At 70.7% G+C, this 11,990-nt stretch carries 12 protein-coding genes; 6 read left to right on the forward strand and 6 right to left on the reverse strand.

Features of this window, described 5'->3' with window-relative positions:
* The first annotated feature begins 132 nt into the window (after positions 1-132).
* The 5 genes from HKK74_RS19215 to HKK74_RS19235 all read left to right on the forward strand — a co-directional run bounded on the left by HKK74_RS19215 (position 133) and on the right by HKK74_RS19235 (position 5,601).
* The gene (locus tag HKK74_RS19215) at positions 133-594 is read left to right on the forward strand and encodes a universal stress protein (RefSeq protein ID WP_187244629.1); all 462 of its coding nucleotides are present in this window, start codon (positions 133-135) and stop codon (positions 592-594) included.
* 97 nt (positions 595-691) lie between these two features.
* Positions 692-1,573, forward strand: coding sequence for a PAC2 family protein (locus HKK74_RS19220; RefSeq protein ID WP_187244630.1), 882 nt, complete (start codon positions 692-694; stop codon positions 1,571-1,573).
* Between the two features lie 284 nt (positions 1,574-1,857).
* Positions 1,858-3,618: an ABC transporter substrate-binding protein gene (locus tag HKK74_RS19225; protein WP_187244631.1), complete on the forward strand. Its 1,761-nt coding sequence runs from the start codon at positions 1,858-1,860 to the stop codon at positions 3,616-3,618.
* A gap of 69 nt (positions 3,619-3,687) precedes the next feature.
* A complete protein-coding gene (locus tag HKK74_RS19230) occupies positions 3,688-4,650 on the forward strand; it encodes an ABC transporter permease (protein WP_187244632.1) in 963 nt (320 codons plus the stop codon).
* Positions 4,651-4,656: 6 nt separating this feature from the next.
* Positions 4,657-5,601 carry an ABC transporter permease gene (locus HKK74_RS19235; protein WP_187244633.1) on the forward strand — a complete coding sequence of 315 codons (945 nt, stop codon included), beginning with the start codon at positions 4,657-4,659 and terminating at the stop codon, positions 5,599-5,601.
* A 41-nt stretch (positions 5,602-5,642) separates the two neighbouring features.
* Here the strand turns inward: HKK74_RS19235 and mshC are convergent, their stop codons facing one another.
* The 5 genes from mshC to HKK74_RS19260 all read right to left on the reverse strand — a co-directional run bounded on the left by mshC (position 5,643) and on the right by HKK74_RS19260 (position 9,995).
* The gene (gene mshC, locus HKK74_RS19240; protein ID WP_187244634.1) at positions 5,643-6,884 is read right to left on the reverse strand and encodes a cysteine--1-D-myo-inosityl 2-amino-2-deoxy-alpha-D-glucopyranoside ligase; all 1,242 of its coding nucleotides are present in this window, start codon (positions 6,882-6,884) and stop codon (positions 5,643-5,645) included.
* Between the two features lie 70 nt (positions 6,885-6,954).
* Positions 6,955-7,680, reverse strand: coding sequence for an NRDE family protein (locus tag HKK74_RS19245; protein ID WP_376771537.1), 726 nt, complete (start codon positions 7,678-7,680; stop codon positions 6,955-6,957).
* A 129-nt stretch (positions 7,681-7,809) separates the two neighbouring features.
* Complete coding sequence (locus HKK74_RS19250) at positions 7,810-8,583, reverse strand: Rv2133c family protein (RefSeq protein ID WP_187244636.1); 774 nt, start codon at positions 8,581-8,583, stop codon at positions 7,810-7,812.
* A 90-nt stretch (positions 8,584-8,673) separates the two neighbouring features.
* On the reverse strand, positions 8,674-9,222 hold the full coding sequence (locus HKK74_RS19255; protein ID WP_187244637.1) for an Rv2134c family protein: 549 nt from the start codon (positions 9,220-9,222) through the stop codon (positions 8,674-8,676).
* 89 nt (positions 9,223-9,311) lie between these two features.
* Positions 9,312-9,995, reverse strand: coding sequence for a histidine phosphatase family protein (locus HKK74_RS19260; protein WP_187244638.1), 684 nt, complete (start codon positions 9,993-9,995; stop codon positions 9,312-9,314).
* Positions 9,996-10,088: 93 nt separating this feature from the next.
* Here HKK74_RS19260 and HKK74_RS19265 point away from each other — a divergent pair, with 93 nt between their 5' ends.
* Complete coding sequence (locus tag HKK74_RS19265; protein WP_187244639.1) at positions 10,089-11,063, forward strand: magnesium and cobalt transport protein CorA; 975 nt, start codon at positions 10,089-10,091, stop codon at positions 11,061-11,063.
* A gap of 13 nt (positions 11,064-11,076) precedes the next feature.
* Here the strand turns inward: HKK74_RS19265 and HKK74_RS19270 are convergent, their stop codons facing one another.
* The gene (locus HKK74_RS19270; RefSeq protein WP_187244640.1) at positions 11,077-11,895 is read right to left on the reverse strand and encodes an undecaprenyl-diphosphate phosphatase; all 819 of its coding nucleotides are present in this window, start codon (positions 11,893-11,895) and stop codon (positions 11,077-11,079) included.
* Positions 11,896-11,990 lie beyond the last annotated feature (95 nt).

An 11,990-nucleotide genomic window follows, 5' to 3' on the forward strand; every position in this document is an offset into this window, starting at 1 on the left:
CCGGCTCGATCGCCGGTCCAGTCGGAGTTGAACAGATCACTGCGCGAACACCGAGCGGGATCTCCCCGTGACGGAAAGGGCATTGTGCCGCTACCGTTTCCCCCGCGACTACTCACCGGTAAGGAGTGCCAAGTGGCGATCTCGTACCGAACGATCCTCGTCGGCACCGACGGATCGGCTACCTCGTTCCGCGCCGTGGACAGGGCGGCCCGGCTGGCCGCCGACACCGGCGCCACGCTGCTCCTCGCCTGCGCCTACCACCCCATGTCCGAGCGGGAGCGCCAGAACGCCGCGGACCGGCTGGGCGACCTGGCGTACAAGGTCCAGGGCTCCACCCCCGCCGACGACGCCCTCCGCGCCGCGCGTGACCGCGCCATCGCCGCGGGCGTGCACGACGTCGACGAGGTGGCGGTCCAGGGCGACCCCGTCGACGTCCTGACCAAGGTCGCCAAGGAGCACTCGGCCGACCTGCTCGTGGTGGGCAACCGCGGGCTCGGCAGCCTGACCGGGCGCATCCTCGGCTCGGTCCCGGCGAGCCTGTCGCACCGCTCACCGTGCGACATCCTCATCGTGCACACGACCGACGGTAGGTAGCCGCACGCGACGGATGATCACTCCTCCGCGCGCGCTAGTCTTCGAGAGGCCGGGTAAGGCCGAAGTCATAGGATCGACACTGGAAGGGAGGCGGCACGTGGTCGAGCTCGAAAGCGTGCCGGATCTCGTGAATCCGGTGCTGGTCGCCGCCTTCGAGGGCTGGAACGACGCGGGCGAGGCCGCCAGCGGGGTGATCCAGCATCTCGAGTCGAGCTGGAACGCGACACCCATCGCCGAGGTCGACCCGGACGACTACTACGACTTCCAGGTGACCCGGCCCCTGGTCGAACTGGTCGACGGCGAGACCCGGGAGATCACCTGGCCCACCACCCGCGTCTCCTGGGCCCGGCCGCCGGACTCGAGGCGCGACGTCATCCTGGTCCGCGGCATCGAGCCCAACATGCGCTGGCGGTCCTTCTGCCGCGAGCTGACCGGGCTCATGCTCGAGCTCGAGGTGGAGACGGTGGTGCTGCTGGGGGCGCTGCTAGCGGACGCACCCCACACCCGCCCGGTGCCGGTCACCGGCGCCACCTCCGATCTGACCGTGACCAAGGCGCTGAACCTGGAGCCCACCCGCTACGAGGGCCCCACCGGCATCCTCGGCGTCCTGCAGGACGCCTGTTCCCGCGCCGACCTCTCGACCGTGGCGCTGTGGGCGGCCATCCCCCACTACGTCGCCCAGCCGCCCTCGCCCAAGGCGACGCTCGCGCTGCTGCGGCGGGTCGAGGACCTGCTCGACGTGACCGTGCCCCTCGGCGACCTGCCCGAAGAGGCGCGCGCGTGGGAGAACGGCGTCAACGAGCTGGCCGAGCAGGACTCCGAGGTGGCCGAGTACGTCAAGGCTCTGGAGGAGCAGAAGGACGCCACCGAGCTGCCCGAGGCCAGCGGTGACGCGATCGCCCGGGAGTTCGAGCGCTTCCTGCGCCGCCGCGGCCCCGGTGACTCCGACCCCCGGACGAACCCGCCAGGGCTGCCCTGAACCCGGCCCGGGCCGGCCACGGTACGGCCTTGTACGGCCCCGCACGCCCCTGATCTGGCCCTGACCGGCCACTGAACGAACCCTCGCTCAGTGCCGTCGCGGCCGCCCGGCACGGATCGCGCGCGGAATCCCTCATTCGCGTGCGTCGTCGATCACTTCATGTTACTTTTGCTCACCTGACGTGATCACGCGCGGCGTCCTCGATCCCTCCCGTACCGGATGCCACGTCCGTCGCGGCGCGCTCACGACATCACAGCACACCGACTGAGGGCTGGATGGGGCAGATGACACGGGGCAAACGGGGACTCGCGGCGGTCACCGGAGCCGGCGTCCTCGGCGCGGGCGTGCTGGGCTGCGGGCAGAGCAGCGCGCAGGACGACATGACGTTGAAGGTCATCGGCTCCGCCGACGTCGACCACCTCGACACCGCCAGCGGCTACGCCACCGTGGGCAGCGCGTTAACCAGGCAGTTCTCCCGCACGCTGTTCAACGTCAAGGCGGCGTCGACCTTCGACGAGGCCGTCGCCATCCATCCCGACGTCGCCACCGCGATGCCGACGACCGCCAACAGGGGCCTGAGCGCCGATCACCGGACCTACACCATCAAGCTGCGCTCGGGCGTGCTCTGGAACACCCCGACACCGCGCGAGGTGACGGCCGAGGACTTCGTGCGAGGCATCAAGCGGCTGTGCAACCCGGCCTCCCCCTCGGGCGCGCTGGCCTACTACACCTCGACCATCCAGGGCATGCAGACCTTCTGCACGGGCTTCGCCAAGGTCGGCGCCGACAACGCGCGCGCCATCGCCGACTACCAGAACCGCACCCGGGTGAGCGGGCTGGTCGCCAAGGACGACAAGACCCTCGTGATCAGGCTCGTCCAGCCCGCCAACGACTTCACCAACATCCTGGCGCTGCCCTTCGCCGCGGCGGCGCCGCGAGAGTACGACGCCTACGTGCCCGACAGCCCCGAGTTCCGGCGGCACACGATCTCCGACGGCCCGTACCAGATCACCTCGTATCTGCCGAACAAGCAGTACGTGCTCGAGAAGAACCAGAACTGGCGGCAGGACGCCGATCCGCTGCGCGCCCAGAACGTCCAGCGGATCCGGATCACGCTGGGGCAGGACTCCCCCGACTCGGTGCAGCAGCAGATCCTGCGGGGAACGGCCGACCTGTCGTGGGACCAGCCGGTCCCCCGGTCCAACCTCCCGCGCCTGCGGTCCAACCCCAACTTCAAGATCATGGACGGCTCGACGAACACGCCCTATCTGGTGTTCAACACGCTCAGCCCCAACAACGGCCGGGCCCTGGCCGACCGCGAGGTCAGGCGCGCGATCCTGTACGCGATCGACAAGGCCACGCTGATCCGGCTCTACGGCGGCTCCGACGTCGGCCAGTTGCTGCACCAGGTCATTCCGCCGGGCAGCATCGGCCATCAGCGGTTCGACCTGTACCCGACGCCGGGCGGCGCCGGCGACGCGGCCATGTGCAAGCGCAAGCTCGCGGCCGCCGGTCACCCGGGCGGGCTGCGGCTGATCTTCCCCTACCGGATCAACAGCTTCCAGCCACAGGTGGCGCAGTCGATCCAGGCCAACCTCAAGGCCTGCGGCATCACCGCACAGCTGTACCCGGACACCACCGGCAACCTCTACGGCCGCACGCTCGTCACCCCCGAGGAGACCAAGGCCGGCAAGTGGGACATCGCCACCCCGGGGTGGGTGCCGGACTGGTACGGCAACAACGGCCGGGCCACGGTCGTACCGCTGTTCGACGGCCGCCACTACGGGCCCAACTCCGCGAACTACGGCGGCTACAACAACGACAAGGTGAACGTCTTGATCGATGAGGCGCTCAAGTCAACGTCGCCGGCGCAGGCGGCGCGGCTCTGGACCCGCGTCGACAAATTGATCATGGAGGACGTGGCGGTCGTGCCCCTCATGAACAAGAAGCACCCGATCCTGCACTCCGCCCGGGTGCGCAACGCGCTCTACCTCCCGACGTCGCAGAGCTTTGACTTCAACCAGGTCAGGCTCTCGTCCTCCTGAGGAGCCGGTGGCGCCCCGCGCCGGCGTCCGCCCGTCGAAGTCACACCGGCGTCGAGTGAAGGACGACGTATGATCTCCATCCGATCGCGGCGCGGCGGCCCCACCGCCGGCGCCGGGTGGGAGCCGGTCCCCGGCAACGATGCCGCGCGGCTCGCGTGGGCGCGGTTACGCCGTGATCGGTCCGCCGCGGTGTCCATCGCGTTGATCGCCCTGATCGCCCTGATCGCCCTCGCGGCCCCCTTGCTGGCGGCGGGCACCGGGCACGCCTATGACGGCACGTATCCCGACAGCGGCCTCGACACCGCCGGGCAGCCGGTGGGACCGGGACGGGAGTTCTGGCTCGGCGCCGACCAACTGGGCCGCGACGTCCTGGTCCGGGCCTCCTACGGTGCCCGGATCTCCCTGGTGGTCGGCGTCGGTGCGACCGCGCTCGCCACGCTGCTCGGCGTCGCCACCGGGCTGGCGGCGGGCTTCCTCGGAGGCGTCGCCGACAGTGTGCTCGCACGCTCTATGGACGTCGTCCTCTCGCTGCCGTACCTGCTCATCGCCGCCGTGCTCGCCACCAGCTTCCAGCTCGGCTCGGTCCCGGCCAGCGTGGCGCTGACGATCCTGACGATCGGCGTCTTCTCCTTCGCCTCCATCGGCCGGGTCGTGCGGGCGAAGGTCAGGTCACTGCGGGAGGAGGAGTTCGTGACGGCCGCACGGGCGCTCGGCGCCGGCCGGTTACGGATCATGTGCGTCGAGCTCGTGCCCAACCTCGTCACCGAGATCACCGTGCTGGCCTCGATGATGCTCCCCGCGGCGATCATGTTCGAGGCGACCATGTCCTTCCTCGGCATCGGCGTCCGGCCCCCGATGCCCAGCTGGGGAAGCATGCTCGGTGAGAGCGGCGAGGTGTTCACGACGGCCTGGTGGCTGCTGGCGGTCCCCGGAACGCTCCTCCTGCTCACGACCCTCTCGTGCGTGCTGCTGGGCGACGGGATCCGGCGGGCGCTGGCCCCGCGTGACCACCTCGCCGGTTCCGGGCGGTAGGGCGCCGTGCTCCGCTTCCTCCTGCACCGGATGCTGTTCGCGCTTCTCGTCATGTGGCTGGTCGCCACCTCGGTCTTCGTGCTTCTGCGGCTGTCGCCGGGCCCGGTCGAGCGGGTCATCGCGGGCCCCCGCGCCTCCGCCGAGACCCTGGCCCAGATCCACCACAATCTCGGGCTCGACCAGCCGGTACTGACGCAGTACGGCGCTTTCCTCGGCGGGCTGGCGCACGGCGATCTCGGCTACTCCTACGTGAACGGCACCGCGGTGACGGCGCTGATCGGCGACCGGCTCCCGACCACGCTGTGCCTGGTGCTCGGCGCCGCGGTCCTGTGCTTCGCGGGTGGTGTCGCCACCGGCGTGCTCAGCGCGATCCGGCCGCACGGCCGATTCGACCGGATATCGACCGGCCTGGTGCTCGTGGGCCTGTCCACGCCCTCCTTCCTGCTGGCCCTGGTGCTGCTCCAGGTGTTCGTGGGCAGGGCGGGTGAGCTCGGACTGACCTTCTTCGAGGCGGGTCCGCCGCTGCAGGAGAACTTCCTGCGCCGGATGATCCTGCCGTGGGTGGGCCTGGCCTTCCTCATGGTCGCCGCCTACACCCGGCTCACCCGCGGCTCGATGCTGGAGGTGCTCGGCGCCGACTACGTCCGTACCGCGCGGGCGAAGGGCCTGCCCGAACGCCGGGTCACCTGCGCGCACGCCCTGCGGTCGGCGCTGAGCCCGGTGGTCGCCCAGTTCGGCGTAGACGTGGGCGTGCTCATCGGCTCGACGATCGTCACCGAACAGGTCTTCGGGCTGCAGGGCATCGGCCAGCTCGTCTACCACTCCATCTCCGTGGGCGACACCCCGGTGATCATCGGAGTGACGATGCTGGCCTCGCTGTGCGTCGTCGCCGCCAACCTGGCCGTCGACGTCGTCCACTCGTTCCTGGACCCGCGGCTGCGCCCGGACTGAGCCCGTACGGGCGCCGGTGACCGGCTCGAACCGACCAGGGGCTAGAGGGCCACGCCGAGCAGGGCGTCGACGATGTCACGAACCTCACCGGGTGCCCGCACATCCGTACCGTCACCGGCGGCGGCGTGCTCGGCCCAGCGGTCCACCACGGTCAGCGCGGCGGGCGCGTCGAGGTCCTCAGCGAGATGACGGCGCACGTCGGCGAGCAGCGGCGCCGCGGACGGCCCGGCCGCCAGCCGTACGGCCGCGCGCCACCGGGCCAGCCGGGCGATCGCGCGATCCAGGTCGGCGGCGGTCCACTCCCAGTCCGACCGGTAGTGGTGCGCCAGCAGCGCGAGCCGGACCGCCATCGGATCGGTGCCGGCGACCCTGAGCCGGGACACGAACACCAGATTGCCCTTGGACTTCGACATCTTCTCGCCGTCGAGGGCGACCATCCCCGCGTGCACGTACGCCCGCGCGTGCGGACGCTCGCCGGTGGCGATCTGAGCGTGCGAGGCGCCCATCTCGTGGTGCGGGAAGGCCAGGTCGGAGCCGCCGCCCTCCACGTCGAACGCCATGCCGAGGGCATCGACCGAGATCGCGGAGCACTCGACGTGCCAGCCGGGCCGGCCACGGCCCAGCGACGAGTCCCATCCGGGCTCACCGGGGCGCTCGGCCATCCAGAGCAGCGCGTCGAGGGGGTCCTTCTTACCGCGGCGGTCGGGGTCGCCGCCGCGGTCGGCGAACAGCGGCAGCATCTCGGCCCGGCTCAGCCCGCTGACCTGACCGAAGTCGGGGTCGGCGCTGATCGGGAAATAGACGTCGCCGTCGAGATCATAGGCCGCGCCCCTGGCCCGCAGCCGCTCGATCATCCGGACGATCAGCGGGATCGCCTCGACCGCTCCGATGTACTGGTCCGGCGGCAGGATCCGCAGCTCGGTCATGTCCTCGCGGAACAACGCGATCTCACGCTCGGCGAGATCCCGCCAGTCGTCGCCGGTCTGCCGGGCGCGTTCCAACAGCGGATCGTCGACGTCGGTCACGTTCTGCACGTAGTGCACGTCATGCCCGGCGTCCCGCCACACCCGGTTGATCAGGTCGAAAGTGAGATAGGTCGCGGCGTGCCCCAGGTGGGTGGCGTCGTACGGCGTGATCCCGCAGACGTACATCCGCGCGGTCGAGCCGGGGTCGGTGGGCCGGACGGCATCCGCTCCGGTGTCGTACACGTGCAGTTGGAGGCCCGTACCGGGCAATCCCTTGTCCGCCAGGCGAGGCACCTGCGGTGCGGGCCACGATCGCATGGGGGCAGCTTATCTGTGCTTTGCACACGCCCGGTGATCGGGCATGCCGGCATCCGCCCGGTTCCCCGGCTCACCGGACGCGGTACCACGCGTCGCGGCGACCCGGTTCGGCGGAGAAGTCAAAGCGCAGCCCTTCGCCGGAGAGGGCGACCAGGCTGGTCGACGTCGTGCCGTAGACCCGGCCGTCGCCGATCTCACGCCGGACGACGAGGGCACGCGGGTCCGCGCGGTCGAGACCGTCGCCGTCGATCAGCGGCAGCCACTCCCCCCATGCCTCCGCGGTGGGGCCGTCACCGGCGACCGGGCGCGGGACGGCCGCCAGCCGGGGCCGGAAGTGGGCGAGGCGTGCCGACATGTGCTCGCCGCCGGGCCCCAGGTCCGCCAGGTCGTCACCCCCCTTCAGGCCGCTGTTCACGATGAGGTGGAGCCCCGGTGCCAGGGAGCGTTCGGTGAGCTCGTCGCCGTTCCAGCTCCACAGCCGCACCTCGGTGGGCTCGGCGCACAGCAGGTGGAACGGGTCCAGCCGCTCCGGGTCGATGTCGCCGGGCTTTCCGTCGGCCGCCGCGTTCAGCGGCAGCACCCCGCGCGACACGCGCACGCCCTCGGGAGCCGGCCGTCCGTGCCCGTTGAGCACGCACGCCACCCGGGACGTCCGGGGGTCCACGGCCAGCCAGGTGCCGCCCGCCCGCAGGTCCCGTCCGCCGATCACCCCCGGCCGGTCCGGCCAGTGCGGGCCGGGTGGCTCCCAGAGGCGGTCGACGACCTCATCCCGGATCCCCGCGAGGAGCACGGGCACGGGAGCTGACGGAACAAAGCTGATCAAGGCGGTGCACATAGCGATATTGGAACATCCGGCGCGCGCGGTGCCCACAGCGGCGCGCGGCTTCCCGGGCCGGCGGCTCCTCCTGCCGGCTGCCGGCGGCTCCTACAACGGCGGCCAGGGGATCGCCGGCCAGTCCTCCGGCGGGTACGGATGGATGCGGTGCTTGAGCATCAGGTCGACGCGCCGCCGGGTCGCGTCGACCTCCTCGGCGGTGAGCAGCGCCGACAGCCTGGTGCGCAGCGCGCCGGCGTCGAGCACGGCCTTGAGCCGACGCAGTGCCTCGACGGCCTCATCGGTCAGCGGCTTGCCCCGCCACTGCCACAGGACCGTGCGGAGCTTGTACTCCACCGAAAAGCACACGCCGTGATCGCAGCCGTACACGTGACCGTCGCCGGGGGGCAGCAGATGCCCGATCTTGCGGTCGGCGTTGTTCACGACCGCGTCGAAGACCGCCATGCGGCGGATGACCGGGTCATCCGCGCGCGACAGCGCGACGAGATCGATGTCGGCGTCGGGCTCGACCCAGAGCTGCACCATGCCCGGGCCGTACGGGCCGTCACGGTGCACGGTGGGCGGCACCACGCGCCACCCCATCGCCTCGGAGACCGCGTAGGCGGCCACCTCGCGGGCGGCCAGCGTACCGTCCGGGAAGTCCCACAGCGGGCGCTCGCCCGCGACCGGCTTGTAGACGCAGGCGCCGGAGAGACCGTCCAGCTCGATCGAGCAGTAGAGGGTCGCGTTGGACGCCGCCATCAGGCGGCCTTCCACGGTGATCCGGCCCTGGGTGAGCAGCGCCTCGGCGGTCTCGACGTCCGCGGGGTCGACCGAGCCGTCGTGGCCGGACGAGGAGGCCCGGTCCCGGGAGGGCTGCGTCATAGGGCCATTGTCCAGGGCTTGGAGCGCGTCATCCAGCGCGCCTCGGTCCGCGGGTCGATGCCCGGACGGTTCACGATCACAGCGCCCATGTCAGCCGAGGTGCCCGTTCTGCCGCGGGCATACATGCCCCGCGGCGTTGAGGGGCAGGCCGCACAGCGGGCAGGGCGGGCGTCCGGCGGCCACCACCTTCAACGCGCGTTCGGTGAACGCGCGCGCCTGCGCCGCGGTGATCCGCACCCGCAGCACGATGACGTGGGGCTCCTCGACGCCGATCGTGGCCTCTTCCTCGTCCTCGGTGACCTCCTGGGCCTCGATGATGACCCGCTCGTCCTCGGGATCCCAGGCCAGCGCCATCGTGCCGACGCGGAACTCCTCCTCGACCGGCTGGTCGAGGGGGTCGTCGTCCTGCAGTTCGGCCGGGGTCACGGCGGGCACGGAGGCCGAACCACCGCTGCGGCGCAGCACCTCGTCGAGCAGTTCCTCGAGCCGCTCGGCCAGCAGAGTCACCTGGAACTTCTCCAGGCCGACGCTCGTGACCCTACGGCCCGCCCGGGCCTGCAGATAGAAGGCACGCTCGCCCGGCTGTCCGACCGCACCGGCGATGAACCTGTCCGGCATGTCGTAGGAGATGACGGGCATACGACGACCCTACCGCCGAGCCGGGCCGTTGCCGCGCTCCGCACGGCGCCGCGCGGCCACCCGGAGGCGGCGGCGTGCCGTCCGCCCGTTCACGCACCACCGCCGACCGGCGCGTCGCCGCCCGTCTCCCCGACCGGGGGCAAGATCCCCTCGGTGCCGCCGCCGGTGTCGTTCAGCCGGACGAGGAACGGGCGCAACTCGGTGTAGCGGATGACGGTCAGCGACGCGGGGTCGGCGTGGATGCGCTGGAACTGGTCGAGGTGCAGTCCGAGCGCGTCGGCGACCACGGCCTTGATGATGTCGCCGTGGCTGCAGACGAGGTAGGTGGCTCCGGGGCCGAGGCGCGCGTTCCAGTCGCGGATCGCCGTGACCGCGCGGTGCTGTGCCTCGAGCAGCGACTCACCGTCTTCGCCCGGAAACCGGGCGGCGCTCGGATGGGCCTGCACCACGCGCCACAGCGGCTCTTCGGCCAGCTCCTTGAGCGGCCGGCCGGTCCAGTCTCCGTAGCGGACCTCGCCGAACCGCTCGTCGATCTCCATCTTCTCCACGGGCGCCGACCCGGGACGCGCGAAGAGGACGGCATCGGCGGTCTCGCGGCAGCGATCGAGCGGGCTGGAGACGACCGCCGCCAGGGGTACGTCGACGAGACGCCCGGCGAGACGCCCGGCCTGGGCCCGGCCGCGTTCGTCGAGATGCACGTCGGGGGTCCACCCGGCCAGCACCGGTCCGGTCAGTGCGGTGAGGCCGTGCCGCACCAGAAGAAGCGTCGTCACGCCTGGCACTCTACGAGGTGCCACGGGGCGGTTCGTCATGGTCCATGCATCCGTATGTGCCCGAGGAGGCCGGGATTGGCCCACAATCGTCGAGTGATTGTTGACTGCGCGATCTACCGATCCGGCGTCCGTGAGGATGTCACGGGCGATTTCAGCGACGCCCTCGACGCCGCGCGCGATGACAGCGGCGCCTTCATGTGGGTCGGCCTGCACGAGCCCACCGAGCAGACGTTCCAGCACGTCAACGAAGAGCTGAAGCTGCATCCGCTGGCCGTCGAGGAGGCTCTCAGCGGCGAACACCTGCGGCCCCGGCTGGAGCGGCACGGCGACACGACCTTCGTCGTGCTCAAGACGGTGCGGTTCGACGAGCGGACCTCGGACATCGAGGTCGGCAACATCATGGTCTTCGTGGCCGACCGGTTCGTCGTGACCGTCCGGCAGGGCGACAGCACACCACTGGCGGAGACCCGCCGCCGTCTGGAGGCGAACCCGCCGCTCCTCAGCGCCGGTCCGACCGCCGTGCTGTACGGGGTGTGCGACGAGGTAGTGGACCGCTACGGAGCGGTCGCCCATCACGTCGAAGCCGCGATCATGAGCCTGGAGAAGCAGATCTTCGCGACGACGCAGAGCGACGTGACCGAGAAGATCTACGAGCTCAAGCGCGAGGTCCTCGAGTTCCGGGCCGCCGAGGACCCGCTCATCCCGATCCTCCAGGAGTTCGCCAAGGGCCGGGTGGCCGGCTGCGAGCACACGGTGGAGTACTTCCGGGACGCCCTCGAAGGCCTGCTCCGCGTCGACCAGGAGGTCGACGCGCACAACGAGCTGCTGACCAGCGTGCTGACCGCCCACCTGGCACTGCTGAGCAAGCAGGAGAACCAGGACCAGCGCAGGATCTCGGCATGGGGCGCGATCATCATGATCCCGACCATGGTCGCCGGCATCTACGGCATGAACTTCGACCACATGCCCGAGCTGCACTGGACGGCGGGCTATCCGGCCGTGCTGACCCTGATCGCGAGCATCTGCCTCTTCCTCTACTGGCGGTTCAAGAAGGGCGGCTGGCTCTAGCCGCGGGCGCCGGTCAGGTCGCGGACAGGGCGCCGGCGGCGAGGAGCCCGAGGATGATCCCGCCCAGGGCGACCCGGTAGTAAACGAAGATCATCATCGAGTGCCGCACCAGGAACTTCAGCAGCCAGGCGATGGCCGCGTAGCCGACGACGAACGAGACGATCGTCGCGACCACGGTGGGGGCGATCTCCAGCCCTCCGCCGCTGACCTTGCGGAGCTCGAACAGCCCCGACAGCACCACCGCGGGCACCGACAGCAGGAAGGAGTACCGGGCCGCCGCCTCGCGGGTGTAGCCGAGGAACAGGGCTCCGGTCATGGTCGAGCCGGACCGGGACGATCCGGGGATCAGCGAGAGGCACTGGAACCCACCGATGATCAGTCCGTCCTTGAGCGTGAGGTCGTCGACCTCACGCTTCTGCCGGCCCGCCCACTCCGAGACCATGAGCAGCAGGCCCATGGCGATCAGCGAGCTCGCGTTCAGCCACAGGTTGCGCGCGGGATCCTCGATGAAGTCCTTGAACGCCAGCCCGCACACGCCGATCGGTATCGTGCCGAGGCCGATGTACCAGCCCATCCGCGCGTCGCGGTGAGCGCGAAGCTCACGCGTCCAGAGGCTGCGGGTCCAGGTGGAGATGATCCGGGCCAGGTCGTTGCGGAAGTAGATCAGGACGGCCGCCATGGTGCCGAGCTGGATCACCGCCGTGAAAGCCGACCCCGGGTCATCCCAGCCGAGGAACTTCGGCACGATCAGCAGATGTCCCGAACTCGAGATCGGCAGGAACTCGGTCAGGCCCTGCACGATCCCGAGCACGGTGGCTTCCACGAAGTTCACGGTTTGCGGTTTCCCCTCCAGCTACAGGACGTGGCCATCCGCGGCAAAGCGTAGCGACCCGGCGGCGGCTCGTGCGCCAGGACCTGCCCGGCCTC

The organism is Actinomadura alba (assembly GCF_014323705.1).
GTDB lineage: Bacteria > Actinomycetota > Actinomycetes > Streptosporangiales > Streptosporangiaceae > Actinomadura_C > Actinomadura_C alba.